This window comes from Halopseudomonas salina, assembly GCF_014637955.1.
Lineage (GTDB): Bacteria > Pseudomonadota > Gammaproteobacteria > Pseudomonadales > Pseudomonadaceae > Halopseudomonas > Halopseudomonas salina.
The window spans coordinates 360,245-386,389 of sequence record NZ_BMFF01000002.1; the positions used below are offsets into that span (position 1 = coordinate 360,245).

The window sequence follows — 26,145 nt, forward strand, 5'->3', positions numbered from 1 at the left end:
ACATGACCACTATGAACCCAAGCATTGCAGCTGACGAACTTGCTCTACAGGAACACGAACAGGAACACGCAGTGGACAAGAGCAACCCCCAGGATACGATTATCGAAGACGGCAAAACCGTCGGCGCTCCCTTTGCTGATGACCCGAAGTACAAGCTGCGGAACGTGGAAGTTTTCTACGATGACGCACGGGCCATCAAGAACATCAGCCTGGACATTGGTCGCAACGAGGTGATTTCGTTTATCGGGCCCTCGGGTTGCGGTAAGTCGACCTTCCTGCGCTGCCTTAACCGGATGAACGACAGCATCGACATTTGCCGGGTAAAGGGCGAGCTGCTGCTGGACGGCGAGGATATCTATCGCTCCAAGAACGATGTTGTAGAGCTGCGGGCGCGTGTGGGCATGGTATTCCAGAAGCCCAACCCGTTTCCCAAGTCGATCTATGACAATGTCGCCTACGGCCCACGCATTCACGGCCTGGCCAATCGCAAGGCCGATCTGGATGAAATTGTCGAGAGCAGCCTGCGCAAGGCAGGCCTGTGGAACGAAGCCAAGGATCGTCTGCATGGCATGGCTACCGGCATGTCGGGCGGTCAGCAGCAACGCCTGTGTATCGCTCGCGCCATCGCTGTGAGCCCTGAGGTCATCCTGATGGATGAACCCTGTTCGGCCCTCGACCCGATCGCCACTGCCAAGGTGGAAGAGCTCATCGCCGAGATGTCGGAAAGCTTCACTATCGTAATCGTTACCCACTCCATGCAGCAGGCTGCCCGGGTGTCGAATCGGACTGCATTTTTCCACCTGGGGCACCTGGTGGAAGTCAACGAGACCACCAAGGTGTTCACTGCTCCCGAGCATCAACTGACTGAATCCTACATCACTGGTCGCTTCGGCTAAGCTTGAGCTGATTAAACATTGGAGAGCGTTATGACAGATAAAAAAGACGATGTTTACGGCGATCACATCTCGAACAAGTTCAATGATGAACTGATGGAGTTGAAAACCGAGTTTCTGAGAATGGGCGGCCTGGTCGAGTCCCAGGTCGACCAGGCCATCCAGGCACTTATCAACGGTGATGGACCGTTAGGCGAAGAAGTGCGCGCCGGTGACAAGCGCGTCGACCGCATGGAAATGGATATCGACGAGGAGGCGACGCTGATCATCGCCCGTCGACAGCCCACCGCACGGGACTTGCGTCTGGTTATTGCTGTTATCAAGATGGTCGCCGATCTGGAGAGGGTAGGTGACGAAGCGAAGAAAATTGCCAAGTTCGCAATCAAGCTGGCTGACGAAGGCCAGGCACCCCGGGGCTATCTGGAAGTGCGGCACATAGGCGATCATGTGCTGAGCATGTTGCGTGATGCACTGGACGCCTTTGCCCGCCTGGACTCGAATCAGGCACTGCGAATCATGAAGGAAGACAAGCGCGTGGACGAGGAGTACCAGGCTGCTACCCGCACCCTGCTTACCTTCATGATGGAAGATACCCGTAATATATCCCGCTGCATGTCGGTGATGTGGGTTCTGCGCGCCCTCGAGCGCGTCGGTGACCATGCCTGCAATATCGCCGAGAATGTGATCTTCATGGTCAAGGGCGAAGACGTACGCCATACCCCAGTGGAAGAAGCAGAGAAAGTCGTAGGTCGTTGAGCAACGCAATAGCCTGAAGCATCAACATACCGGCGGACCTCGCCGGTATGTTGGTAGCCACCAGATCACTCCCCGTTTGTTGTAGCGCCTGGAAAGTAATTGCGCGTTCCATTCGCAATTCTTACCAACATCAGCATCACCGGCACTTCTACCAATACCCCGACCACCGTCACCAAGGCTGCGCCCGATTGAAGCCCAAAAAGGCCGATAGCGGCGGCTACCGCAAGCTCAAAGAAATTACTGGCGCCAATCATGGCTCCCGGAGCTGCGACCTTGTGTGGCACACGCCAGGCCTTCGCCCACCCGTAAGCGATGAAGAAAATCAGAAAGGTCTGTAGCGTCAAGGGTATGGCAATGAGCAGAATATGCAGGGGATTGTTCACGATAACCTCGCCCTGGAACGCGAACAACAGGACCAGGGTAATGATCAACCCGATAGGCGTCATCGGCGCAAGACGCTTCATGAATACACCGTCGTACCAGTCCTTGCCCCTGCGCTTGATCAGCGTTCGCCGCGTTATATATCCGGCCGAAAGGGGGATCACGATGTACAACACCACCGAGAGAATAACGGTGTCCCATGGCACGCTGATGTTCGATATACCCAGCAACAGCACCACAATCGGCGCGAAGGCCACCAGCATGATCAGATCATTCACTGCCACCTGAACCAGGGTGTAAGCCGCGTCTCCCCTCGTCAGATAACTCCACACGAACACCATGGCTGTGCACGGCGCAGCGCCCAGCAGAATCGCGCCAGCCAGATACTGGCTCGCCAAATCGCTGGATATCCATGGTGCGAAAACAATGGTGAAGAAGAACCAGGCAATCAGGAACATGGAAAACGGCTTGATCAGCCAGTTGACGCTGGTCGTGATGACCAGCCCCTTGGGCTGCCTTCCAACGCCTTTGACGGCGCTGAAGTCCACTTGAGCCATCATCGGAAAGATCATCGCCCAGATCAGAATGGCGACGGGAATCGACACCTGCGCATATTCGAAGCGCGACAGCGTTTCCGGCACTACCGGCGCAAGCTGCCCCAGCGCCACGCCCGCCATGATGGCCAGTGCCACCCAGATGGTTAAATAACGCTCAAAGAACCCCATGCTCGCAGAGGGGTTTTCGTGTTCCGTGACGGTATTGTTACCCACGTGATGACTCCTCAGATGGCTTTCTGGTTGACCCGGCTGGATAGCTCTTCCGCGCTTTCCTTGCGCTCGGAGTACCTGTCGGTCAGGTAGGCACTTCGATCACGCACCAACAGGGTAAACTTGACCAGCTCCTCCATCACATCAACCACACGGTCATATAGCGCTGAAGGCTTCATTCGATCGTTGTCATCAAATTCCAGAAACGCTTTGGGTACCGACGACTGGTTGGGGATAGTCACCATTCTCATCCAGCGACCCAGCACGCGCATCTGGTTCACCGCATTGAAGGACTGGGACCCACCGGAAACCTGCATCAGGGCAAGCGTCTTGCCCTGTGTCGGTCGCACCGCGCCCACGGACAAGGGTATCCAGTCAATCTGCACCTTCATGATACCGGTCATGGCTCCATGCCGCTCCGGCGAGCACCAGACCATGCCCTCGGACCATTGAGCCAGATCGCGAAGCTCCTGCACCTTGGGGTGGGTTGCTTCTTCGGCGTCTGGAAGTGGCAAGCCGCGCGGATCGAAAATACGTGTCTCGGCGCCCATGGCTTGCAGCAGTCTGGCGGCTTCTTCTACCGCTAGCCGGCTGAACGAACGGGCTCTCAGTGATCCATACAGCAGCAGGATACGCGGCCGATGCGTTGAGGGCCGGTCTGCGAATACAGACTCTGACGAGGGCGCCGAGAAATGCTCCGCATCAATGTTCGGTAAGCTTTGATCTTTCATGTTCTGGTCACTTTTCAGATAAATATGCGTCTGCGCCAGCCGGAAGACTTCATCAGGGACAATGGCGAGGATCTTCATTGTACTCATCAACTGCCTATTGCCGAACGCTCGCCACCGGGCAGCAGTATGCCACTTTCAATTTGAAAGCAAGAAACGGCATGTCTCCTGCTCGCCCGGTCGCTAGAATGAAACTGACACCAGGCAACCGGCTGCTCACGCAATGAACGAACCCCATCCAGGCGGGCCCATCAGCACCGCCGACGACCCCAGATGGCAACAAGTGCTCGCGCGGGATTCCGCGGCTGACTCCCTGTTCTGGTACTCGGTAATTACTACCGGTATCTACTGCCGGCCATCATGCCCATCACGGATGGCCAACCCGCAGAATGTGCGTATCCATGATTCCCTTGCAGCCGCCAAGGCCACCGGTTGTCGCCCATGCCTGCGCTGCAGCCCTGACGCCCCCACACGGCGCCAACAGGATAGCGCCCTGGTCACCGCAGCTTGTCGTCTCCTTGAGGGCAGTGGGGCTTCATTGACCCTGGATCAGCTGGCATGCGAGTTGAGAATGAGTGCCAGCCATCTTCATCGCACCTTCAAGGCCGTCACCGGCATTACACCCAAGGCTTATGCCCGGGCTTGGCGTGAAGCCCGCTTGCGACAGAAGCTCGAACAGGCTCCATCCGTCACCGAAGCAATGTTTGCTGCGGGCTTCAATTCCTTCAGTGGCTTCTACCAACAATCAACCAGAGCTCTTGGCATGACCCCCATGACCTATCGCGCCGGTGGCCCCCGTGAACAACTGCACTTTGCGGTCGGTGACACCTCCCTCGGAGCGATTCTGGTGGCTTCCAGTGCCAGAGGTATTGTTTGCGTGACGCTGGGTGATGACCCCGAGCAACTGATCCGCGATCTGCAGGATCGCTTCCCCGCAGCCAGCCTGATTGGTGCGGACGAAGACTATGAACGCGTTGTGGCCCAGGTAGTGGGTTTGGTAGAAGCCCCGGCAAAAGGCCTGGATCTGCCCCTGGACGTGCGCGGCACCGCCTTTCAGCAGCGCGTTTGGCAGGCTCTGCGCGCCATTCCATGTGGCCAGACAATGAGCTATGCGGAGGTGGCCCGCGATATCGGCCAGCCCACCTCGGCACGGGCGGTCGCCCGGGCCTGCGGTGCCAACGCTATCGCTCTTGCCATACCCTGTCACCGCGTGGTCCGCCAGGACGGTGGTTTATCAGGCTACCGCTGGGGTATTGAGCGCAAGCGCGTGCTGCTGGAACGCGAGACAGATTATGCCTCCTCATCCGGTGCTCCAGAGGCGCCATCAGGGACCTGAAGACCCCAGCGCTCGGTGTTTTATCGGTGATCTGTACCTGTACGTGGCGCGCCCGGCCTGGCTATGATCGCAGGCCAGAAGCAAACCAACCAGGTGACTTGCATGCCCCGCTCTTTTCCTTTCCAACAGGTCGATGTCTTCGCTGAAAAGCCGCTGGAAGGCAACGCCCTGGCTGTTGTCAGCAATGCCGATGATCTGACCGACGCCCAGATGGCGGCCTTCGCACGCTGGACCAACCTGAGTGAAACGACTTTTTTGCTGCGCCCAACCACAACGCAGGCTGACTATCGAGTACGGATCTTCACTCCTCAACGCGAGCTGCCCTTCGCGGGCCATCCAACCCTGGGTTCCTGCCATGTGTGGCTGAGTGACGGCGGCAAACCGCACGGAGACCGGATCATTCAGGAGTGCGCTGCCGGGCTGGTAGAGATCCGCGATAACTATCATCGCCTGGCGTTCGCCGCCCCGCCGCTGGTCCGTAGCGGGGCTGTCGATAGCTCCACTTTGCAGCAGATCGCCCGGGGGCTGGGTATCGACGAGGCACGCATTATTGCCAGCAACTGGGTAGACAATGGCCCTGGCTGGGTCGCCATAATGCTTTCGTCACGGGACGAGGTACTGAGTCTGCGCGCAGATTACCCTACACTGGACGGGCTCAATCTCGGCGTCATAGGACCCTGGGGCGGCGCGGATGCAGAAGCCGACGTCGAAGTACGTGCATTCATGGGCGGCGAATACGCCGAAGACCCGGTCACTGGAAGCCTCAACGCCAGTCTCGCCCAGTGGTTGATCCCCGAGGGGATACTACCGGCACGTTATAGCGCCAGCCAGGGAACGGTCATTGGGCGGCGCGGCCGAGTCTGGATAGAGCGCGAAGCGGAAGTCACCTGGGTAGGCGGGCAGGTTCAGCCGATCATTAGCGGCGCGGTGTGCATCTGATAGTCGCCACGCAAGCCACCTTGCAACAGGCGTGGATGAATCAGCGCTTGTATTGCGTAGGACAATAAGCGCGGCTGACGGAGGGGTCACGCAACGCCGCATGCTTGGTGACACGGCCACCAACGCGGGCTCGCCAGAGTCGGAATGAGGCGGGCTTGAGCTCGCGTCGCATCAGACGTATGACGCCCGACTCGTTGAGCCCGTAGAGGGTTTCAATGGCTTCAAAGGGTGTGCGGTCTTCCCAGGCCATTTCGATGATGCGGGAAGAATCAGCGGGCTCGAATGATCTGGTAATTGGTTCTGCAGACTGCGACATTGTGGCTCTCAAGGCACGGATTGACTACGTAGGATTGAATCACCAAAGGCCCAGATACGCCACGCCAAGATATGTCAAAAGGCTACATACCCAAGCGCTGAAACCTGTCGATTGTTGGCAGTGAAAAATCCTGCCGCAATCGTGCCGCCCTTCGCTGGCCTGCCATCGCCCGAGGCTGTTAAGCTCAATGCACATGCCCCAGCGGAGGACTCAATGCCCAGCCCCACCTTTGACCAACTGCACCGTCAGCCCGGTCCATTCTTTCTGGCACTGGGTGGGGCCGGAATGTTTGGCGCCAACTTCTACCTTTTCGGCTCTGCAGGCCAGTGGATTGCCGTAGATTGCGGTTTTGCTCTCTCAGCTGCACCCGGGGGCAACAACATGGTTTCAGTGCCCAGCCTGGCAGCGCTGGAGCAGTACGACATCACGTTATCTGCACTGCTGATTACCCACGGTCACGAAGATCACATTGGCGCTATCGCGCACCTCTGGCAAAAACTCGACTGCCCCCTTTACGCCACCCGATTTACCGCCCGACTGATTCGTAACAAGCTCGACCCGAAGCAGCAATGGCCGCGCCTGCATGAAATCAAGCCTCTGGAACCTGTCGGTATTGGTGCCTTCCAGGCAGAGTGGATTCCGGTCACACACTCGATTCCCGAATCTAACGCCATCGTTCTGGATGTGGCCGGCAAGCGCCTCTATCACAGTGGCGACTGGAAGCTCGACTCCAAGCCGCTGGTTGGCGAGCTCACGGCCCAGGCCCGGCTCCAGGCCCTGGGCCGTGAAGGGGTGGATGTGATCATCGGTGACTCTACCAACGCGCCCAACAGGGGTGCCAGCCGCTCCGAGGCCGAGGTGCAGAACGGACTTCAGGATGCGATCCGCCCCTGCAGCCAGCGTGTAATTGTCACCTGTTTCGCCAGCAATCTCGCCCGCCTGCAAAGTCTCACCCATATTGCTTTCGACGCCGGACGCTATGCCGCCTTGCTGGGCCGCAGCCTGCTCACGATGCAAGCGGCCGGGCGTGCAGAACGATACCTGGAAACCCGCCCGGGTTTCATCTCACCCTGGGAGCTTGGTTATCTGCCCCGTGAGCAACAGCTCTGGATCTGCACCGGCAGTCAGGGCGAACCCGCCGCCGCACTCGCCAGGCTGGCCAGCGGTAACCACCCGCACCTGACCCTCGATCCCGGCGACACCGTGCTGTTTTCCTCGCGTCTGATTCCCGGCAACGAGGAAGCCCTGGCACGCATCAAGGCGGGCCTGAAAGCCCAGGGCGTGAACGTAATCGACGACGATATGGCGCCGATCCATGCCTCCGGCCATCCGCCCCAGGAAGATCTGCGTCAGTTATACGGTTGGCTGAAGGCAAGGTATCTGCTGCCTGTGCATGGTGAGAATTATCACCAACAGGCGCATCTGGATTTCGGCCGCAGCCTGGGCCTGCAGGGCCTGCTGCCCTCCAATGGCGATTTGATCGACCTGAGCGGACAGCCGCGCAAGATCGGAACCCTGCCTTGGGGGCTGGTGGAAATACAGCGCTAGCTGCAAGCTGCAAGCTGCAAGCTGCAAGCTGCAAGTGTTAACAGGATCGCGTTGGGGGCATGGCCGTCAAGAACTTGCCCCACTACGGCTACAAAAAAATCGGATGGACTCGGACTGCTTTAAGCTTCCAGCTTTTAGCTTGAGGCTTGCCGCTTGCCGCTTGCCGCTGCTCTAGAACACCTCTTTCATCTGCTCCCACGCCATACCCAGCGCCAGCAAGGGTGCGCGCAAATGCTTGCCACCGGGAAAGGTCATGTGCGGCACCCGATCAAACAGCTCGAAGCCATGACTGGCCTGCCCGCTCACTGCTTCGCCAAGCAGTTTGGCAGCCAGGTGGGTGGCGTTGATACCATGGCCTGCATAGGCCTGGGCGTAGAAAACGTTGGGGTGATCAGCGAGTTTGCCGACCTGTGGCAAGCGGTTGGCACCGATGCCGATCATGCCGCCCCACTGGTATTCGATTCTTGTCTGCGCCAACTGAGGGAAGACCCGCAGCATCTTGGGCCGCATATAGCCGGCTATGTCCTTGGGGTCGCGCCCCGAATAGTGGCAGGCGCCGCCAAAGATCAGCCGGTTATCTGCAGACAACCGGTAATAATCCAGTGCGACACGCTGGTCGCACAGCGCCATATTCTGCGGGATCAGACTGCGGGCCAAGTCTTCGCCCAGGGGTTCGGTGGCGATCACGTAGCTGCCCGCAGGCAACACCTTGCCACTGAGTTGCGGCTGCAGATCACCCAGGTAGGCATTGCCGGCAAGCACCAGTTGGCCGGCTGTTACCGTCCCGCCCGCGGTGTGTACCTTGACCCGCGATCCATGCTCGATGCGCGTGACCCGAGAGTTTTCGCACAGTTGCACGCCCAGTTGCTGGGCAGCCGCGGCCTCACCTAATAGCAGATTGAGCGGGTGCAGATGCCCCGAGCCCATGTCGGTCATGCCACCGACATAGAAATCCGAATTTACCACCTGGCGAATATCCTCACGGGCAATGAGGCGCATCTCATGCTGGTAGCCCAGGGACCTGAGTTCCTCCTTGTCGGCCTGAAAGTCATCCATATGCTGGGCCTTGTTGGCCAGATCGCAATAACCCCAGACCAGATTGCAGTCGATGGCGTACTGCTCGACCCGGCCCTTGACCAGTTGCACCGCCTCCAGGCCCATCAGCTTGAGGTCGCGCACGCCCTGGGCGCCGATCACATTGGTGAACTGGTCAAGCCCGTGGCCCACGCCGCGGATCAGCTGCCCACCATTGCGACCACTGGCGCCCCAACCGATGTGGCTGGCTTCCAACAGCACCACGCTGAGCCCGCGCTCGGCCAGCTCGATTGCAGTGTTGACCCCGGTAAAGCCGCCACCCACGATACAGACGTCGGCCTCTACCGCACCGGCGAGTGGCGGGCAGGTCAGGTCGACATTGGTAGTGGCGCGATACCAGGAAGGGACTGGAGTGAGTTGCGGCGATTGGGAGAGCATGGCGGCGTCCGTTTGATATATTACGAAATAATGTAAATTAAAATTGACACTAGCATAAACACTAATCGGCGTCAGGTACAGGGATCGCCAGGCTCTCCTTAAGCTCTTCCATGACAATATAACTCTTGGACTCGCGCACCCCTGGCAGCTTGAGCAGAATGTCACCCAGCAGCTTGCGATAGGACGCCATCTCGGAAATCCGGGCCTTGATCAGATAGTCAAAGTCGCCTGACACCAGATGGCATTCCAGCACGTGGGGCAGTTTGATAGCCGCCCGGCGAAACTCATCGAAAATATCCGCCGACTTCGAAGACAGGCTGATCTCGACAAACACCAGCAGGCTCGCTTCGAGCTTTTGCGGATTAAGACGAGCGCCGTAACCGAGAATGAATTTCTCCCGCTCAAGCCGCTTTACCCGCTCCATGCATGGCGTGGTGGACAAACCCACACGCTCACCAAGATCCACATAGGACATACGCCCCTCGTTTTGCAGCAAACGCAGGATATGCCGATCGATCTTGTCCAGCTCCCGGCTGGAGGCTCTGCGTGTTTTCAAGATTAATTCCTGTTATTGAGGTGTCAGACAGAATATTACTCTGCAAACTCATGATTATTCGAACCAAGCCTGCAGGTTGATGCCCCTAGAATAGCAATATCGTCCATGTGGACAATGACTATTTGACGGTGGGACAGGAGGCGGACATGCACGTAATGGTTCTGGGTAGCGGCGTAATCGGGGTTACCAGCGCCTGGTATCTGGCGCGCGCCGGGCATCAGGTCACGGTGATCGATCGCCAGCCCGGCGCCGGCCTGGAAACCAGCTTCGGCAACGCGGGCATGATCTCCCCTGGTTATTCGTCCCCCTGGGCGGCGCCCGGCGTCCCGGTCAAGGCCTTGAAATGGATGATCGCCAAACACGCGCCCCTTGCCATCAATCCGACTGCAGACCCACACCAGTACCGCTGGATGATGCAGATGCTGGGCAACTGCACCCAGGCGCGCTATGCGGTCAACAAAAGCCGGATGATGCGCCTGGCCGAATACAGCCGCGACTGCCTGGTGCAACTGCGCCGTGATACCGGCGTGGAATACGAGCACCGGGAGCAGGGCACACTCCAGCTGTTTCGCACTCAACAGCAACTGGATGCGGTGAGCAAGGATATTCAGGTGCTGGAGAACTGCGGCGTACCCTATCAACTGCTCGACCGGGCTGGCTGTGTAGCCCATGAGCCCGGACTGGCAAACAGCGCCCACAAGATCGTCGGTGGGTTGCTGCTACCCAACGACGAGACTGGTGACTGCCATCTGTTCACCACACGGCTGGCCGACAAATGCCGGGAGCTGGGCGTGGTGTTTCACTTCGACTGCACGATCAACCGATTACTCGACGATGGTGAGTGCATCACCGGTGTGGCAACGGGCCACGGCATCATGCGCGCCGACAGCTATGTGTTGGCCCTTGGCAGCTATGCGCCCCAGCTGCTCAAGCCGCTGAACATTGCCCTACCGGTCTATCCGGTCAAAGGCTATTCCCTGACCTTGCCGGTAGCCGACGCCGACAAGGCACCCGTTTCCACCGTGATGGATGAAACCTACAAGGTAGCCATGACCCGCTTTGCCGACCGCATTCGCGTGGGTGGAATGGCCGAACTGACCGGCTTTGACGCCAGCCTGCAAGGCAAGCGTCGGGCCACATTGGAGATGGTGGTAAGTGACCTGTTCCCCGGCGGCGGCCACCTCGAGGAGGCCACGTTCTGGACTGGTTTCCGACCGATGACACCCGATGGCACCCCAGTAATCGGCGCCGCACCGCGGCGCAACCTGTTTCTCAACAGCGGACATGGCACACTGGGTTGGACCATGTCCTGCGGCTCCGGCCAATTACTGGCAGACCTGGTCAGCGCACGCACACCGGCCATCAGCACTGAAGGGCTGGGCCTTTTCCGTTACACACCCAACAGAGAGATTCGCCGGCATGTCGATACAGCGTCAGCACACTAACAAGCGCATGAGCCAGATTGTCATTCATCAGAACACCCTCTATCTGGCAGGCCAGGTAGCTGCCGACGATTATCTGGACAGGGATGCCGGCGCCCAGACCCGGAGCACACTCGGCGAAATCGAGAAGCTGCTGGACGCGGCAGGTACTGACAAGACCCGAATTCTGTCAGTCACCATCTACCTGAAAGACATCGATGCTGACTTCGAGGCCATGAACACCGAGTGGGACCAGTGGTTACCCGCAGGCACAGCGCCGGCACGGGCCACCGTCGAGGCCAAGCTGTGTGAGCCGGAGATACTCGTCGAAATGTCCGTTATTGCCGCCGTGCCGTAAGCTACCCGGGTCTGATAATCTACACCTTTGGCGGGGCTGGCCAGCCCCGCGACTGCCGACAAGAAGCTCCCTATGCGCCCTGCCCACGCTCTCATCGATCTTGACGCCCTGCGGCATAACTACCGACTCGCCAAGGGCCTGTCAGATGCCCGTGTTTTTGCTGTGATCAAGGCCAACGCCTATGGCCACGGCGCGCTGGAGTGTGCCCAGGCTCTGGCCCCCGAGGCTGACGCGTTCGCCGTGGCCTGCATCGAGGAGGCGCTGGAGCTGCGGGCCGCCGGCATCAGCCAACCCATTCTGCTGCTCGAGGGCTGGTTTGAAGCCAGTGAGCTACCGCTGATCGCCGAGCATCGCCTCTGGGCGGTGGTTCACGACCAATGGCAGATAGAGAACCTGTTAACCACAACGCTGACTGAGCCGCTGCATATCTGGCTGAAGCTCGACAGTGGGATGCATAGAGTTGGTTTTGCACCTGAAGAGTATCCGAAGGTCTGGCGCCAGCTAGCGTCGAGCGCCCAGGTTGCAAGCCTGACCAGGATCAGCCACTTTTCCCGGGCCGACGAGCCGGACACCGGTCGCACCGAAGAACAGCTGGCGACCTTCATGCGTGCCACTGAAGGCCTCAAAGGGCCCGCCAGCCTGTGCAATTCTCCGGGCGTACTGGCCTGGCCCCAGGCACACAATGACTGGCTGCGCCCAGGCATCATGCTTTACGGGGCCACGCCCTTCGGTTTTCCGCAGGAGTACGCGGACCGGCTACAGCCAGTCATGCAGTTGGAGTCCAGGGTCATTGCTGTGAGAGAGCTGCCCCCGGGCGAGCCTATCGGATATGGCTCGCGCTTTATAACGGCGAGGCCGACGCGCATGGGTGTAGTTGCCATGGGTTATGCCGACGGCTATCCGCGACACGCGCCGGACGGCACACCAGTACTCATCGATGGCCAGCGCAGCCAACTGATCGGCCGGGTATCCATGGACATGCTCACCGTGGATCTGACTGACCTGCCAGGCAGCGGACTGGGAAGCGCGGTGCGGCTTTGGGGCACGGGATTGAATGCGAGCGAAGTGGCGGCTCAGGCCGGCACCATCGCCTATCAGCTTTTCTGCAATCTCAACCGTGTACCGCGGCGCTTCACTTCTTCTTTTTCTGCTTCCGCCACTTGAGGCTGAACAGGTCGGTACGACGGTCCTTGAGATTGGTCACCGAACCCTCGTTGCGCACCAGCTTCAACCGGGTGTAGTCCAGGTCCGAAAAGAAGATCATCTCCGTATTCGGCGTGGTTTCGTTGAGCACCGCATCGTGGGGGAAGGGGAAGTCAGAGGGCGAGAATACCGCTGACTGCGCGTACTGGATCCCCAGGTTCTCGATCGAGGGCACGTTGCCGACACTGCCGCAAAGCACCACGTAGCATTCATTCTCGATTGCCCTTGCGTGGGCGCAGTGGCGCACCCGCAGATAACCGTTCTTGGTATCGGTCCAGAAGGGCACGAACAGCAAATCCATATCCTGATCGGCCAGCAGACGGCCAAGCTCGGGGAATTCCACGTCATAACAGATCAGGACCCCAATACGCCCGGCGTCTGTCTCGAACACGGCGAGATCATCGCCCCCTTCGATGACCCAGTCACGACGCTCCTGGGGTGTTATGTGCAGCTTGGCCTGACGCTCTTCCGTACCGTCACGGCGCAGCAGATAGGCCACGTTGTACAGACGGCCATCTTCACCTTCCTCGATCATCGAGCCGGCAATGATGTTGATATTGTAACTGACCGCCATGCGCAGCATTTCCGTGCGAAAACGCTCGGTAAAGCTGCTCAGGTAGCGAATGGCTTCGATATCGTCGGACTGATCGCGCAGGCCCATCAGCGGGGCATTGAACAGCTCCGGAAATACCGCAAAATCACTCTGGTAGTCCGACAGCGCATCGACAAAGTACTCGACCTGTTCGAGTACAGCTTCCACCGAAGAGAACCGACGCATTTGCCACTGCACCGCACCCACTCGTACCTGGTTACGGTTGGTCTGGAGCAGCCGTTCCTCGGGTTCGTAAAGAATGTTGCTCCACTCCAGCAAGGTCGCGTAGCCCATGGATTTCTTGTCCTCGGGCAGATAACGACGCATCAGACGCTTGACCTGAAAATCGTTGGCCAACTGGAAGGACAGAATCGGATCATGAATTTCCTTGCGGTCCACGGCCTCGATGTACTCGGTCGGTTTGAGCTCGTCGGCATGCTCGTGGTAGCCCGGTATACGCCCGCCAGCCAGAATCGCCTGCAAATTACGCGACCGACACAGCTCCTTGCGCGCCTCGTAAAGTCGGCGGCCCAGACGGTGGCCGCGATACTCCGGATCAATCAGCACATCCAGACCATAGATCGCATCGCCGTCCTCCTTGTTCGGAATGATCTCGGTCTGACCAATCAGATCGGCGTACTTGTGCGGATCGGAAAACACGTCGTAATCGACCATGACACTGAGTGCCACACCAATGAGCTTCTTGCCATCGGCAATGGCCAATTGGCCATCGGGAAAGTCCTTGATCAAGCGGTTAATGGTCTTTTTCGGCCAGGCACCGCCGATGTCGTCGTAGACCTTGTCCATCAAAACCTTGAGCTGCGGGTAATCGCTGGGTTTCAGGGTCCGCAAGGTCAAATGCAGGTCTTCAAGATCCATATTGCGTGCCTCTCTTTTCATTTGTCATTGGGTCAAGCATAACAGGTGTTCAACCATCCCTTTGGGTCCGTTGTAAATTCTGAACAGTCATGCAATGATTTGGTTCATTTATTGCCACGATAATTATCCGGAGGATCCGCTATTGGACGTAGGTGCGCGCCTGAAAACAATTCGCAAGCTCAAGGGCCTGTCGCAGCGTGAGCTGGCCAAACGCGCTGGTGTCACCAACAGCACTATCTCAATGATCGAGAAAAACAGCGTCAGCCCCTCGGTCAGCTCGCTGAAAAAAGTGTTGTCAGGTATCCCCATGTCCCTGGTGGATTTCTTTTCCCTCGAGGTTGATGAGGACAGCCCACGCAAGGTGATCTACCGCGCAGACGAGCTGCTGGATATCGGTTCCGGCGAAGTCACCATGAAGCTGGTAGGCAAGGGCCATCCCAATCGGGCCTTTTCATTCCTCAACGAGATCTACCCGCCCGGCTCGGATACCGGCCCGGACATGCTCAACCACGAAGGGGAAGAGGCTGGCACGGTAGTGGCGGGCCAGCTGGAGGTCACCGTGGGCAGCGAAATCTTTGTGCTTGATACAGGTGACAGCTACTACTTCGACAGCAGCCAACCGCATCGCTTTCGCAACCCCTTCGAAGTACCCTGCGTACTGGTCAGTGCTACTACCCCGGCCAATTTCTAGCCGCCAAACAGTCAGCCGGCGCGGCTGTAAAAAGTGTGTCGCACCGGTTTTTCTTCACCCTGGCCATCGGAGGCTGAATCATGTCCGGGCATGCCACACCTGAACTGCTCATTGGAGCCAGTGCCGAGCGACCGGTTGCCATCAGCCCGAAAATGGCCAATCGCCACGGTTTGATCGCCGGCGCTACCGGTACCGGTAAAACCATCACCTTGCAGGTTCTCGCCCAGGGGTTTTCCGATCTCGGTGTGCCTGTGCTGGTACCCGACATCAAGGGTGACTTCTCCGGTATCGCCCTGGCTGGCAAGATGAGCGACAAACTGGCTCAACGCGCTGCCCGAGTTGGTCTTGATGACCTGCAGATGCGTGGCGCGCCCACGGTATTCTGGGATGTCTATGGCGAGCACGGCCACCCGCTACGCCTGACCATGGCCGACTTCGGGCCGATCATGCTGGCGCGCCTGCTAAACCTCAACGAGACTCAGAGCGGTGTACTGCAGATTCTCTTCAGGGTCGCAGACGATAACGGCTGGTTGCTGCTGGATCTCAAGGATCTGCGTGCCATGCTGTCGCATCTCAACCAGCATCGTGCAGAGATCGGTCCACGCTACGGCAACATCTCGCCCGCCAGCATCGGGGCGATCCAGCGCTCATTACTCAATCTTGAAGGCCAGGGCGGAGAGCGCCTGTTTGGCGAGCCGGCGGTAACGCTGGAGGATTTTCTGCAGACCGACGACCAGGGTCGCGGCGTGGTAAATATCCTGCACGCTGCCAGGCTCTACCGGGATACGCCGCTCGCCTATTCGAGCATTCTGCTATGGCTGCTATCGGAACTCTTCGAGCAGTTGCCGGAGGTGGGCGATGCCGAAAAGCCACGCTTCGTACTGTTTTTTGACGAGGCGCATCTGCTATTCAAGGACACGCCAAAGAGCCTGACAGACCGGATCGAACAGGTAGTCCGGCTGATCCGCTCCAAGGGTGTGGGCGTGTATTTCATTACTCAGAGTCCGCTGGATGTGCCAGAGGCGATCCTTGGTCAGCTTGGCAACCGTGTGCAACATGCGCTTCGTGCGTTCACCCCCCGCGACCAGAAGGCGGTCCGCAGCGCAGCACAAACCTTCAGGGCCAACCCAGGGCTGGATACCGAACAGGTAATCACTGAACTCGGTGTCGGCGAGGCACTGGTGTCGGTTCTGGACGACAAGGGTGTGCCCACTCCGGTGGAAAAAGTCATGGTCAGGCCGCCAGCCAGTCAGATGGGCCCCATTACCGACCCCCAGCGCAACAGCCTGCTCAATGAATCCTTTCTGGCGGGGATCTATGATCAGGAGCTGGATCGCGACTCGGCCTATGAAATCCTGCTACGCCAGACAGAGCAGGCGTTATCGGAAAAAACCGCCAGGACCAGGACCCAGCAGGAGGCCCGGGAAGAACAGCGTCCCGCCCGTTCCCGACGCAAGTCGGGATTGGAGAGCATGGCCGGGACGGTAGGGCGCAGCGCGATGCGCACGCTCGGCAGTCAACTGGGCAGGGCCATCGTGCGCGGCCTGCTGGGTTCGTTCAAAGGTCGCTAGCGCGCGGCATCAATAGGGGGGATAAGCAGACAGGATGCGATTGACCATCTCGCGGATCTGCTGCTCCCGTTCAGCCGGAGGCACGGCGGTGTCCCACAGCTGCTGCTGATCGCTGCCACGCCATACCAGTTGGCCATCCCGCGCATCGCGCAGATCCACCTGCAAGGTCAGCACCTGATAATCCACCGAGCGTGACTGGGTGTAGGCGGGCCCACCACCCCAACCCCAGCCCCAATAACCGATAGAGCCGCCGAAGGTCGTGGTTACCTCATCCTCTTCTTCCTCGCTGATGACGTCTACCTGAACCTCAAGGTCAGCATCATCAGCCGTACGCAGCCCTCTGGCGTCCAGCCCCTCGCTGACCGCCTGAAGAATCCGCTGGCGTGTCAGGTCACTACTGACCCGGGGATCATTCTGCGGCGTGAAGGTCACGGCCGGCTCCGCCCAGTCCCAGGTTCGATATTGGTTGAAATCCCGGCTGGTATCGTAATCACGCTCCACCGGCGTGCTTTGACAGGCGATCAGCAGCAACGCAGAGCCTGCCAGAAGGGCATGACGAAAGAGATGTGCCAGGGGGCGGAAAGCAGGTACTTGCATGGACTGCATGAGCGTTTCCTCGGTTGACGGAATAAATCTTTAGACCCGGATTCCCCTGGTTGGTTCGTGCCTCCACACCCCTGGTGCTGGGTGTGATGGCCCTATATCGGCAGGGAGATGGTGAATCTGGTGCCCTTGCCCGGAGTCGACTCCATGCCAATGGTGCCACCGTGCAGCTGCACGATTTCCTTGCACAGGGCCAGACCCAGACCAACCCCGCCGCGCTTGTTGCCTACCTGGGCGAAGGGCTCGAAAACCCGGGACTGCTGACTGTAGGATATACCTTCGCCGTCATCTTCGACATGGATCAGCAATCGCTCACCCCTGCGTACGGCTTGCAACTTGATATGTCCATCAGGGCTGGTATGCCGCAGCGCGTTGCCGATCAGGTTGTCCAGCACGCGGCTGATCTTCAATTGATCCATTTCCAGCTCGGGTAATGGCCCCTTAAGTTCTACCTGCAAATCCACCTCCTGATCGAGCGCCTGGCTAGCGAAGCGGTGATGAGACTGCAGGAGCAGGGATTCGATATCGCAGGTACCCGGCTCGATCTTCTGCAAGCCGCTCTGATAGCGCGAAAAATTCAGCAGATCGTTGATCAGGCATACCAGCCGGCGCATTTCTTCATCCACCGTCTGGGCAAGGTCTGCCTCGCGGCCCTGGGCTGGCAGCTTCAGGCGCTCGCGTAGCAGGGCGAAGGCCATATGCATGCCGGCCACGGGAGTCCGCAACTCGTGGGAGGCTCTCAGTACGAACTCGCTACGTACCCGCTCGAATGCCCGCTGCGTAGTGACATCGCGCAATACCATCACCGCGCAGATCACCTGGCTTTCATCGTTGCTGACCGAGGACAGGCTGTAACTCAGCACCCGGGTTTCGCCCCCGGCCACTACCTGCAGATCCTGCTCCCCCTCCTCACGTGTCTGACCCTGAACCACCCGTGACAACTGCTCGTCGAGTTCCGGATATTCGAGTACCGCACCCAGGCGCTGACCGAGATGCGACTCATCACAACCCAGCTGCCGGCGTGCCACCGGATTGATGTGCTCCAACTCGGCGTTGCAATTAAATATCAGCAGGCCGCCATCCATACTGTCGAGCACTGCCTGCAGACGCTTGCGCTCAGCCTGTAATGCGGCCACATCGCTGTTCCTGAACTCCTGCAGCGAGTCAGCCATCAATCCGAAGCGCCTGCTCAGGATACCCAGCTCGGCAATCGGAGAAATCGGCAGCATGACCCGAAAATCACCCCGCCCTATCCGGTCCGCCGCCCTGGCCAGCGCCTCGATCGGACGGCCGACACGCTGGGCAATGCTATTGGCGGTAATCAGCCCGATGAGCAATACCGCCACAATGACCAGGCCGAGCAAGGTGGCAATCAGGGTCGCGCGATCCTCAGTTTTGGTAGTGTCACGGTGGAATCCCTCTACATAGCGCGTCTGCACCGAACTGATGTGACTGCGCATGGCCGCAATCGCGGCACTGAGCTCATCATCGCGCAGCAACGCACTACGTTCTGTAAAAGGTCTGTCGAGAATTCGTCTGAACGTGCTGTAGTCACGCCGAATCGCCTCGACAGCTTGTTGATCGCTCTGATTCGTCGCGCTGCTGGCGGCAGTGTCGAGCCACCGCTGAAAGGCCTCATCCGATGCGGTCAATGCCGACCGGTCGAGGGTCTCGGCAAGCAACAGGGTCACCTGTTTGCTCAACTCGTGACCCAGACCCTGACTGTTCTCGATGACCCCCAGATTTCTGGTCATCTCGTCATTCTGGGTTTGAGTCAGATGCAGCACGCTGTAGAGCCCCAGCACAAGACCCAGCAACGCGACGGCCACCAGGCCACTGATGCTGAGAAATAGCCGGCTGCGTAATTTCACAAAGCCAACTGCTTACGCTTTCTATACAGCGTCGAAGCATCGATGCCCAGGGTTTTGGCGGCCTGGTCCAGCGTCTCACTGTTGGCCAGCACGTTGGCAATATGCGCCTTTTCCAGTTCCTCCAGGCTCATTTCTGCCCCGATTCGTGGCGCATTGGTGACAGACTGCCCGGTAAAGCCAAGATGATTGACCCCGACCAGCTTTTCCGGACAGATGATGCTCGCCCGCTCCATGACATTGCGCAGCTCCCTTACATTGCCCGGCCAGGGATAGCCGCGCAGCGCCACCTTGGCCTGATCGCTGAGCGCTTTGGCAGGCGTGCTGTAATCTTTGACAAAGCGCGACAGAAAACGTTCTGCCAGGGGCACTATATCGTCCTGACGATCGCGTAAAGGCGGAAGGGTCAGGGTGATGACATTCAACCGGTAGATCAGATCCTCACGAAACTCGCCAGCGCTGACCATCTCTGGCAGGTTGCGGTTGGTCGCAGCCAGAATCCGCACATCGGCGCGACGGGTCACCGGATCACCCACCCGCTCGTACTCCTTGTCCTGAATAAAGCGCAGCAGTTTGGGTTGCAGTGCCAGGGGAAAGTCCCCTATCTCGTCCAGAAATAGCGTTCCACCATCGGCCTGATTGACGCGCCCCAGGGTATTTTCGCTCGCCCCGGTAAAGGCGCCGCGGGTGTGACCGAACAGCTCACTCTCCATCAGGTCTGCACTAAGAGAGGGGCAGTTGATGGTCACGAAGTTCTTTTTCGCCCGTTTACTCCAGCCATGCATCGCCCGCGCAAGTTCACCCTTACCCGTTCCGGACTCACCAAGAATGAGAATATTGGCATCCGTCATGGCTACCTGACGCGCCGTATCAAGCACGGTCATCATGGCCGGGCAGTGAGATTCAATTACATGTTCTGGCTGGCCGATCTGGCCTTCGAGCAACTCCAGACGAGCAGCAAGGTGCCGTACCTTGAGCTGCTTGGCCGCACTCATGCGTAACTGATCGGGACTACAGGGCTTGACCAGATAATCCGACGCACCCGCCTGGATAGCATCCACGGCGGTGTCGATGGCCGAATGCGCAGTGACGATCACCACCACCATCCATGGGGCCTGGGTGCGCATGGTGGCAAGCAGCTCCAGACCGCTGTCCTCGCCAAGACGCAGATCGAGGAAACACAGATCAAAAACCTGCTGGCGTAGAACGGTTTCCGCATTGGCTGCGTTGCTCGCCGTCGCTACCTCATAACCCTCATCTTCCAGGCAATAACGAAAAGTGCGCAGAATCGCCGCTTCATCGTCTACCAGAAGAATGCGCCCACTATTGTGATCTGCCGTTTCCATGCTGCCCGCTCCGGAATGAATATTGCCGGAATCAGTGTATCACTCATGCAAATTGCACGTATTGCGCCTTATCCAATTAAACACAACAGTTACAGCCATGTTCACCTCCCTGGTCTAAGCTCAAGCCCAAACGTACACAATGGAGACCCCTGATGAACAAGTTCAAGATGCTGGCGTGCGCCACTGCCGCCGCTGGAGTGCTGGCCCTGGCACCCATGCCCGCCCTGGCCCAGGAAACACCCCAATCGGACGTGAGTAACGCCCGTATGGAGGGCTCGGTCGCTACCGCCTTCGCTCTGAATCGGCATCTCAACTCCGACCCCATCCAGGTAAGGGTTCAGGGCCGCACCGCCATATTGACCGGTAGCGTCGAGAACGGAGTCAACCGCGACCTCGCCGGACAGGTCGCACTGAGCATTGAGGGCATTGACGAGATCGATAACCAGTTGACGGTAGACTCCGATGCCAGTGACAGCGATGCCGAGCGTACCAGTCTTGCCAACAGCCTCAACGATGCCACCACCACCGCGACAGTGAAATCCAAACTGCTGTGGAACCGCCATACCCAGGGGCTGGATATCGACGTTCATACCAGGAACAACGTCGTCACCTTGAGCGGCAAGGCCGACAGCGAAGCCGCTCGGGAACTGGCCGAACGGTTGGCCGAGAATACCCAGGGCGTACGGGAAGTTCTCAATCAAATAGCGGTCACGGGCGAGGCGGGGACTGCCAAGCGGGCCCAGGACGCCGCAGCCCAGGCTGCGGATGAGGCGGCAGATGTGGTCAGCGATGTCTGGATCACCAGCAAGGTCAAATCCAGCCTGTTATTCAGTCGCAATCTCGATGGCACGGATATTTCGGTAATGTCTCGAAACGGCGAAGTGACACTCAGCGGACAGGTAGACAGCCAGGCGCGCAAACAACTGGCGATCGAGACGGCGCGCAATATACGCGGCGTTTCCTCGGTAGACGCAGGGGCGCTCAAGGTTACCAGCGCAACTGAATCCTCAAATGAGGGCCAGATGTGACATGCATGGAAACAGGATGTGAACATCCATCACTGGTCAATAACAGCATTTCAGCGAGCTAGCCGGTGCAGAAGTGCGCGTGAGCACGCTGGAGAAGACCGAAGATCGTATCTTGCACGCCTTCGAGGAGGCACTGGTCATGGGCCGACGACCCAAGAACTAGAAGCTCTAATCGCGCCACGAAAACCGCTGCCCTCCGGTGGCGGTTTTTGCGTGGATGGGCTCCGCATTGCTCTCAGCCCATGGGCGGTGCGCCTGCCAGTGAACGGTAGACATTAACCATAGCGAGGGCCATTTCGGTCCGGCTCTGCACCAGGTTGTCACGCATGGAGGTCAACTCCTGCTCTGCAGCAAGCAGCTCGAAATAGCCGATAAACCCTTGATCATAACGATCACGTGCCTGTTCCACTGCCTGGATAGCCGCATCGGTGGCACTTTTTAGCAAGGCCGCGCGCTCATGGGATTGCTGGTAGCGCAGCAGCCAGGTTTCAGTCTCTTCCAGGGCCAGCAGCACCGTCTGCCGATAGTCAGCCAGCAACTCGGCAGACTGGGCATCAGCCGCATCGATGCGCGCCTCTACCTGCGCTCGGTCGAGAAAACTCCAGTCGATTCCCAGCGCCACCCGTCCAGTCTGCGCCCCGCCGGTAAACAGGTCCGAGCCACTACCGGCCAGCGAGCCAAGTAGACCCTCCAGGGTAAAGTGTGGGAACAGATCCGCCGTGGCCACACCAATACGCGCGCTGGCGGCCGCCAACCGTCGTTCCGCGGCCTGGATATCGGGCCGTCGACGCAACACATCGCCAGGACTGCCCGCGGCAATTGACGGACGGCTTCGCGGCAACTCAGCTGGCTCACCAAGCAGTGGTACCAACGCCGTGGGTGGCTGACCGGTCAATACACCGATGCGGTGCATGGCTGCCCCGATATCCGCTTTCAACTGGGGAATCACTGCTCGCGTGGCGTCCACCTGGGCCCGCGCCCGAACCTGATCAAACAACGTACCACGGCCGGCCTCAAGCCTTGCGCTGACAATGTCCAGCGATGCCCGCTGCAAGCTGACGTTTTCTTCCACTACCCGCAATTGCTGTTGCAGGCCGCGCAACTGGAAGTAGCTACTGGCCAGTTGGCCGGCCAGCGCAACCTGCAATGTCTCCCGGTCCGCACCGGCTGCCTGCAGCTCTGCTTCGCTTGCCTCGGCCGCCCGCTGCAACCGCCCGAACAGATCCAGTTCCCAGCTCAAACCCAGACCCGCCTGGTAAAACTCGACGCGCTCCTGGGCCGGATCAATGCGCTCGACCTCCGCCAGCCGTTGTCCTGATACCCCGGCGCCCGCTGTCACACTCGGTAGCTGGTCGCGGCGAGCCCCGCGCAGCAGTGCTTCGGCCTGTTGATAACGCGCCAGCGACGCCTGCAAACTCTGGTTTTCGGCCAGGGTTTGTTCAATCAGCTCAGCCAGAAGCGGATCCTCGAAGCCGTGCCAGAACAGCTGCTCGTTGTCGGCAGCGCGTTTGACCTGTGCGCCAGTGGCCGTCTGGTCGTGGACGAATTGATCCAGTGGCGCCGGCTCCGGCGCCTGGTAATCCGGCCCTACTGCGCAGGCACTCAACAGCGCCGCCAGGGTAAAAATACCCGCCAGCTTATTCATGTGGCTCTCCACTCAGTTCTACTTCGGACTTTTCTGACTTGGCTGCCAAGCGTTTCGCCAGCGTTCTCAACGCAACGTAAAACACCGGTGTCAGCAGCAGGCCGAACAGGGTGACGCCGATCATCCCGGTAAACACCGTGATACCCATGGCGTTGCGCACTTCAGCGCCGGCCCCGGAGGCGATGACCAGCGGCACCACGCCGGCAATAAAGGCCACAGACGTCATGATGATCGGGCGCAGCCGCAGACGGCTGGCTTCCAGCGCGGCGCTGACGGTGTCGCGACCTTGCTGCTCCAGCTCACGGGCAAACTCGACGATCAGAATCGCGTTCTTGCACGCCAGGCCCATCAACACCACCAAGCCGACCTGCACGAAGATATTGTTGTCGCCGCCGACCATCCACACACCAAATAGCGCGGCGAGCAGACACATCGGCACGATCAGAATCACCGCCAGCGGCATCACCCAACTTTCGTACAATGCAGCGAGCACCAGGAATACCAGCAGCAATGCCAGCGGGAATACCACCATCGCGGCATTGCCCTGGGTCACCTGCTGGAAGCTCAGATCCGTCCATTCCAGCGTCATGCCGGCCGGCAACACTTCATCCGCCACGGCCATCACCGAGGCCAGCGTCTGCGCCGAAGAAAGTACGGACGGATCGGACTGCCCAATCAGGTCGGCCGCCGGATACCCGTTGTAGCGGATCACCGGATCCGGCCCGAAACTTTCGCGCAGCGTGACCATGGTATTCAGTGGGACCATCTCGTTATTCGCATTACGCGTATACAGGTGGTCGATATCACTGGGGTTATCGCGGAACTGCGCATCCGCCTGGGCCATGACCCGATAGGTACGGCCGAACAGATTGAAGTCGTTGATGTACTGCGAGCCGAAGTACAGCTGCAGGCTGGCGAACAGATCATCCAGCTGCACGCCCTGCGCCTTGGCCTGCATGCGATCCACATCAGCATCCAGTTGTGGCACGTTGGCCTGGTAGGAGCTGAACGGGTAGAACATGCCTGGCGTCTGGCTCAGGGCCTGGGCCAGCTCGTTGGTCGCGGTCTGCAGTTCGCCATAACCAGCGCCGCGACGATCCTGGATATACAGCGAGTAACCCGATCCCGCCCCCAGACCGAATACCGGCGGTGGCATGAAGGTAATCGCGAAGCCTTCGTTGATGCCGCCCAGCTGGGCATTGAGATCATCGGAAATCGTCTGCGCCGTACGATCGCGTTCGTTGAAATCATCGAAAACCACGAAGACCGTACCCACGTTCGGCGTATTGGTACCCTGCAAGGCGTTGAAACCAACAAAAGCCAGCGCATCGGAAACCCCCTCGGTGTTCAGCGCCAGCTCACTGACCCTGCGCGCGACTGCCTCGGTGCGATCCAGCGATGCACCCTCGGGCAAACGGATGCTGCCGATCAGATAGGTTTTGTCCTGGGTCGGAATAAAACCGCCGGGCACCTGGGTGAACATCAGCGCGGTGCCGCCCAGCAGCAGAAGATAGACCCCGAACACCAACCCGCGCCGGCTCAGGCTGCGGCCGACCAGAGATTCATAGCGCTGGGCATTGCGCAGGAAAAAACGGTTGAATGGCCGGAATATCCAGCCAAACAGGTGATTGATGATGCGTGCCGGCAGATCCGGTGTTGCACCGTGCGGCTTCAACAATGCCGCCGCCAGCGCGGGCGACAGGGTCAGCGAGTTGATTGCCGAAATCACCGTCGCAATGGCGATGGTCATAGCGAACTGACGGTAGAACTGACCGGTAATGCCATCCAGAAACGCCATCGGCACAAAGACCGCGCAGAGCACCAAACTGATCGCCACAATCGGCCCACTCACCTCACGCATGGCCTGATGCGCTGCCGCCAGTGGCGCCAGACCTTGCTCGATATTGCGCTCGACGTTTTCCACCACGACGATGGCATCGTCCACCACAATGCCAATCGCCAGCACCATGGCAAACAACGTCAGGGTATTGATCGAAAAGCCCATCAGCAGCAAGACTGCAAAGGTACCGACAATCGACACCGGCACAGCCAACAGCGGAATCAGCGACGCACGCCAGGTCTGCAGGAACAGGATCACCACCAGCACCACCAGAGCGACCGCCTCCAGCAGGGTGATGATCACGGCCTTGATCGACGTGCTGACAAAGACGGTAGGATCGTAAGCCACTTCCCAGCTCAACCCTTTCGGAAAATCCGCTTCCAGCTCGGCCATTTTTGCCCGTACCGCGGCTGACACATCAAGGGAGTTGGAGCCGGGGGCCTGAAAGATCGGCAATGCCACCGCCTGGCGATTGTTCAGCAGCGCGCGCAGGGCATCCTGCGAGGCCGCCAGTTCGACCCGAGCCACGTCCTTGAGCAGTGTCATCTCGCCCTGTTCACCGGTCTTCAGGACGATATTTTCGAACTCCTCCACACTTTCCAGACGGCCCTGGGCGTTGATCGAAATCAACATGTCCGAGCCCTCCGGCATCGGCGGAGCACCGATCTGACCGGCCGACACCTGAATGTTCTGCTCACGTACTGCAGCGCTGATATCGCCCGCTGTTACGCCCAGCGCAGCAGCGCGCTGCGGATCTATCCACAGCCGCATTGCGTAGTCACCGGAGCCAAACAGGCCAGCCTGACCCACACCGGGAATGCGCGCCAGCTCGTCACGAATATGCAGTACCGCATAGTTGCGGATATAGGTGGCGTCCAGGCTGTCGTCCGGCGAGGTCAGGTGCACCGCCATCATCAGGTTCGGCGACTGCTTCTGGGTGGTCACGCCAAGTTGGCGCACATCCTCGGGCAGACGCGGCAGCGCCTGGGAGACCCGATTCTGTACCTGCACCTGGGCCTGATCCGGGTCAGTGCCCAGGGCAAAGGTCACGGTCAGCGCCAGGCTGCCATCACTCCCGGCGACCGACTTCATGAAGATCATGTCCTCGACGCCGTTAATGGCTTCTTCCAATGGCGTCGCCACGGTCTCAGATATGGTCTTGGGGTTGGCGCCCGGATAGCTGGCACTGACCAGCACGCTGGGCGGCACCACTTCGGGATACTCGCTGACCGGCAGCATCGGAATACTGATCAGCCCGACGACGAAGATAATGATCGACAGCACCGACGCAAAGATCGGCCTGTCTACAAAGAAACGCGAAAAGTTCACGGCAACAGCCTCCCGGAACGCGTCCGGAAGACGCGCCCGTATCAGTCAGAGAAAGGAAATAAAGCTATAAAAAGCGCT

Annotated in this window: 22 protein-coding genes; 11 read left to right on the top strand and 11 right to left on the bottom strand. The window is 59.2% G+C overall.

Translation table 11 applies throughout. From position 1 onward, the window contains the following. The first annotated feature begins 11 nt into the window (after positions 1-11). Positions 12-896: a phosphate ABC transporter ATP-binding protein PstB gene (gene pstB, locus IEV54_RS05565; RefSeq protein ID WP_373286427.1), complete on the top strand. Its 885-nt coding sequence runs from the start codon at positions 12-14 to the stop codon at positions 894-896. 30 nt (positions 897-926) lie between these two features. Continuing rightward, entirely contained in the window at positions 927-1,649 is a 723-nt protein-coding gene (gene phoU, locus IEV54_RS05570) for a phosphate signaling complex protein PhoU (protein WP_150276346.1), read from the top strand. A gap of 65 nt (positions 1,650-1,714) precedes the next feature. Here the strand turns inward: phoU and arsB are convergent, their stop codons facing one another. Both arsB and arsH read right to left on the bottom strand, forming a co-directional pair. Beyond that, positions 1,715-2,755, bottom strand: a complete 1,041-nt coding sequence (gene arsB, locus IEV54_RS05575) for an ACR3 family arsenite efflux transporter (protein ID WP_150276711.1) — start codon at positions 2,753-2,755, stop codon at positions 1,715-1,717. Positions 2,756-2,811: 56 nt separating this feature from the next. Beyond that, positions 2,812-3,528, bottom strand: coding sequence for an arsenical resistance protein ArsH (gene arsH, locus IEV54_RS05580; protein WP_150276712.1), 717 nt, complete (start codon positions 3,526-3,528; stop codon positions 2,812-2,814). A 220-nt stretch (positions 3,529-3,748) separates the two neighbouring features. On the opposite strand from arsH, the gene ada reads away from it, so the two are divergent. Together ada and IEV54_RS05590 are read left to right on the top strand one after the other, a co-directional pair. Beyond that, the gene (gene ada / locus IEV54_RS05585) at positions 3,749-4,861 is read left to right on the top strand and encodes a bifunctional DNA-binding transcriptional regulator/O6-methylguanine-DNA methyltransferase Ada (protein ID WP_150276347.1); all 1,113 of its coding nucleotides are present in this window, start codon (positions 3,749-3,751) and stop codon (positions 4,859-4,861) included. Between the two features lie 102 nt (positions 4,862-4,963). Next, positions 4,964-5,800: a PhzF family phenazine biosynthesis protein gene (locus IEV54_RS05590; protein WP_150276348.1), complete on the top strand. Its 837-nt coding sequence runs from the start codon at positions 4,964-4,966 to the stop codon at positions 5,798-5,800. Between the two features lie 40 nt (positions 5,801-5,840). On the opposite strand, the gene IEV54_RS05595 is transcribed toward IEV54_RS05590, so the two are convergent. Further along, positions 5,841-6,116 carry a TIGR03643 family protein gene (locus IEV54_RS05595; protein ID WP_188434334.1) on the bottom strand — a complete coding sequence of 92 codons (276 nt, stop codon included), beginning with the start codon at positions 6,114-6,116 and terminating at the stop codon, positions 5,841-5,843. 213 nt (positions 6,117-6,329) lie between these two features. Here IEV54_RS05595 and IEV54_RS05600 point away from each other — a divergent pair, with 213 nt between their 5' ends. Continuing rightward, positions 6,330-7,664 carry a ribonuclease J gene (locus tag IEV54_RS05600; protein ID WP_150276349.1) on the top strand — a complete coding sequence of 445 codons (1,335 nt, stop codon included), beginning with the start codon at positions 6,330-6,332 and terminating at the stop codon, positions 7,662-7,664. A 171-nt stretch (positions 7,665-7,835) separates the two neighbouring features. On the opposite strand, the gene IEV54_RS05605 is transcribed toward IEV54_RS05600, so the two are convergent. Both IEV54_RS05605 and IEV54_RS05610 read right to left on the bottom strand, forming a co-directional pair. Continuing rightward, complete coding sequence (locus tag IEV54_RS05605; protein ID WP_150276350.1) at positions 7,836-9,137, bottom strand: NAD(P)/FAD-dependent oxidoreductase; 1,302 nt, start codon at positions 9,135-9,137, stop codon at positions 7,836-7,838. Between the two features lie 61 nt (positions 9,138-9,198). After that, complete coding sequence (locus IEV54_RS05610; protein WP_150276351.1) at positions 9,199-9,693, bottom strand: Lrp/AsnC ligand binding domain-containing protein; 495 nt, start codon at positions 9,691-9,693, stop codon at positions 9,199-9,201. Positions 9,694-9,839: 146 nt separating this feature from the next. On the opposite strand from IEV54_RS05610, the gene IEV54_RS05615 reads away from it, so the two are divergent. The 3 genes from IEV54_RS05615 to alr all read left to right on the top strand — a co-directional run bounded on the left by IEV54_RS05615 (position 9,840) and on the right by alr (position 12,636). Further along, positions 9,840-11,138, top strand: coding sequence for a D-amino acid dehydrogenase (locus IEV54_RS05615; protein WP_150276352.1), 1,299 nt, complete (start codon positions 9,840-9,842; stop codon positions 11,136-11,138). Then, positions 11,113-11,472: a RidA family protein gene (locus tag IEV54_RS05620; protein ID WP_150276353.1), complete on the top strand. Its 360-nt coding sequence runs from the start codon at positions 11,113-11,115 to the stop codon at positions 11,470-11,472. The genes IEV54_RS05615 and IEV54_RS05620 overlap by 26 nt, the downstream gene beginning before the upstream one ends. A gap of 72 nt (positions 11,473-11,544) precedes the next feature. Then, positions 11,545-12,636 (top strand): alanine racemase, encoded by a 1,092-nt coding sequence (alr, locus tag IEV54_RS05625; RefSeq protein WP_150276354.1) that lies wholly within the window; start codon positions 11,545-11,547, stop codon positions 12,634-12,636. On the opposite strand, the gene IEV54_RS05630 is transcribed toward alr, so the two are convergent. Beyond that, the gene (locus IEV54_RS05630) at positions 12,605-14,146 is read right to left on the bottom strand and encodes a bifunctional GNAT family N-acetyltransferase/carbon-nitrogen hydrolase family protein (protein ID WP_150276355.1); all 1,542 of its coding nucleotides are present in this window, start codon (positions 14,144-14,146) and stop codon (positions 12,605-12,607) included. The genes alr and IEV54_RS05630 overlap by 32 nt on opposite strands. Before the next feature lie 142 nt (positions 14,147-14,288). Here IEV54_RS05630 and IEV54_RS05635 point away from each other — a divergent pair, with 142 nt between their 5' ends. Next, positions 14,289-14,837, top strand: coding sequence for a cupin domain-containing protein (locus IEV54_RS05635; protein WP_150276714.1), 549 nt, complete (start codon positions 14,289-14,291; stop codon positions 14,835-14,837). 80 nt (positions 14,838-14,917) lie between these two features. Beyond that, positions 14,918-16,408 carry a helicase HerA-like domain-containing protein gene (locus IEV54_RS05640; RefSeq protein WP_150276356.1) on the top strand — a complete coding sequence of 497 codons (1,491 nt, stop codon included), beginning with the start codon at positions 14,918-14,920 and terminating at the stop codon, positions 16,406-16,408. 9 nt (positions 16,409-16,417) lie between these two features. Here IEV54_RS05640 and IEV54_RS05645 read toward each other — a convergent pair whose 3' ends face one another. From IEV54_RS05645 to algB, 3 genes are all read right to left on the bottom strand, one after another. Beyond that, positions 16,418-17,014 (bottom strand): DUF4136 domain-containing protein, encoded by a 597-nt coding sequence (locus IEV54_RS05645; RefSeq protein WP_373286422.1) that lies wholly within the window; start codon positions 17,012-17,014, stop codon positions 16,418-16,420. A 92-nt stretch (positions 17,015-17,106) separates the two neighbouring features. Next, entirely contained in the window at positions 17,107-18,882 is a 1,776-nt protein-coding gene (locus IEV54_RS05650) for an ATP-binding protein (RefSeq protein ID WP_150276357.1), read from the bottom strand. Further along, entirely contained in the window at positions 18,879-20,225 is a 1,347-nt protein-coding gene (gene algB / locus IEV54_RS05655; protein WP_150276358.1) for a sigma-54-dependent response regulator transcription factor AlgB, read from the bottom strand. The genes IEV54_RS05650 and algB overlap by 4 nt, the downstream gene beginning before the upstream one ends. A gap of 152 nt (positions 20,226-20,377) precedes the next feature. On the opposite strand from algB, the gene IEV54_RS05660 reads away from it, so the two are divergent. Then, complete coding sequence (locus IEV54_RS05660) at positions 20,378-21,253, top strand: BON domain-containing protein (RefSeq protein ID WP_150276359.1); 876 nt, start codon at positions 20,378-20,380, stop codon at positions 21,251-21,253. Between the two features lie 235 nt (positions 21,254-21,488). Here IEV54_RS05660 and IEV54_RS05665 read toward each other — a convergent pair whose 3' ends face one another. Both IEV54_RS05665 and IEV54_RS05670 read right to left on the bottom strand, forming a co-directional pair. Then, positions 21,489-22,898: an efflux transporter outer membrane subunit gene (locus IEV54_RS05665; RefSeq protein WP_150276360.1), complete on the bottom strand. Its 1,410-nt coding sequence runs from the start codon at positions 22,896-22,898 to the stop codon at positions 21,489-21,491. Next, on the bottom strand, positions 22,891-26,067 hold the full coding sequence (locus IEV54_RS05670) for an efflux RND transporter permease subunit (RefSeq protein ID WP_150276361.1): 3,177 nt from the start codon (positions 26,065-26,067) through the stop codon (positions 22,891-22,893). The genes IEV54_RS05665 and IEV54_RS05670 overlap by 8 nt, the downstream gene beginning before the upstream one ends. Between the last annotated feature and the right edge of the window lie 78 nt (positions 26,068-26,145).

Coding starts and splice junctions, on each gene's coding strand:
- pstB (WP_373286427.1), top strand. CDS start 12: ATGAACCCAAGCATTGCAGCTGACGAACTTGCTCTACAGGAACACGAA.
- phoU (WP_150276346.1), top strand. CDS start 927: ATGACAGATAAAAAAGACGATGTTTACGGCGATCACATCTCGAACAAG.
- arsB (WP_150276711.1), bottom strand. CDS start 2,755: ATGGGGTTCTTTGAGCGTTATTTAACCATCTGGGTGGCACTGGCCATC.
- arsH (WP_150276712.1), bottom strand. CDS start 3,528: ATGAAAGATCAAAGCTTACCGAACATTGATGCGGAGCATTTCTCGGCG.
- ada (WP_150276347.1), top strand. CDS start 3,749: ATGAACGAACCCCATCCAGGCGGGCCCATCAGCACCGCCGACGACCCC.
- IEV54_RS05590 (WP_150276348.1), top strand. CDS start 4,964: ATGCCCCGCTCTTTTCCTTTCCAACAGGTCGATGTCTTCGCTGAAAAG.
- IEV54_RS05595 (WP_188434334.1), bottom strand. CDS start 6,116: ATGTCGCAGTCTGCAGAACCAATTACCAGATCATTCGAGCCCGCTGAT.
- IEV54_RS05600 (WP_150276349.1), top strand. CDS start 6,330: ATGCCCAGCCCCACCTTTGACCAACTGCACCGTCAGCCCGGTCCATTC.
- IEV54_RS05605 (WP_150276350.1), bottom strand. CDS start 9,137: ATGCTCTCCCAATCGCCGCAACTCACTCCAGTCCCTTCCTGGTATCGC.
- IEV54_RS05615 (WP_150276352.1), top strand. CDS start 9,840: ATGCACGTAATGGTTCTGGGTAGCGGCGTAATCGGGGTTACCAGCGCC.
- IEV54_RS05620 (WP_150276353.1), top strand. CDS start 11,113: ATGTCGATACAGCGTCAGCACACTAACAAGCGCATGAGCCAGATTGTC.
- alr (WP_150276354.1), top strand. CDS start 11,545: ATGCGCCCTGCCCACGCTCTCATCGATCTTGACGCCCTGCGGCATAAC.
- IEV54_RS05630 (WP_150276355.1), bottom strand. CDS start 14,146: ATGGATCTTGAAGACCTGCATTTGACCTTGCGGACCCTGAAACCCAGC.
- IEV54_RS05640 (WP_150276356.1), top strand. CDS start 14,918: ATGTCCGGGCATGCCACACCTGAACTGCTCATTGGAGCCAGTGCCGAG.
- IEV54_RS05645 (WP_373286422.1), bottom strand. CDS start 17,014: ATGCAGTCCATGCAAGTACCTGCTTTCCGCCCCCTGGCACATCTCTTT.
- algB (WP_150276358.1), bottom strand. CDS start 20,225: ATGGAAACGGCAGATCACAATAGTGGGCGCATTCTTCTGGTAGACGAT.
- IEV54_RS05660 (WP_150276359.1), top strand. CDS start 20,378: ATGAACAAGTTCAAGATGCTGGCGTGCGCCACTGCCGCCGCTGGAGTG.
- IEV54_RS05665 (WP_150276360.1), bottom strand. CDS start 22,898: ATGAATAAGCTGGCGGGTATTTTTACCCTGGCGGCGCTGTTGAGTGCC.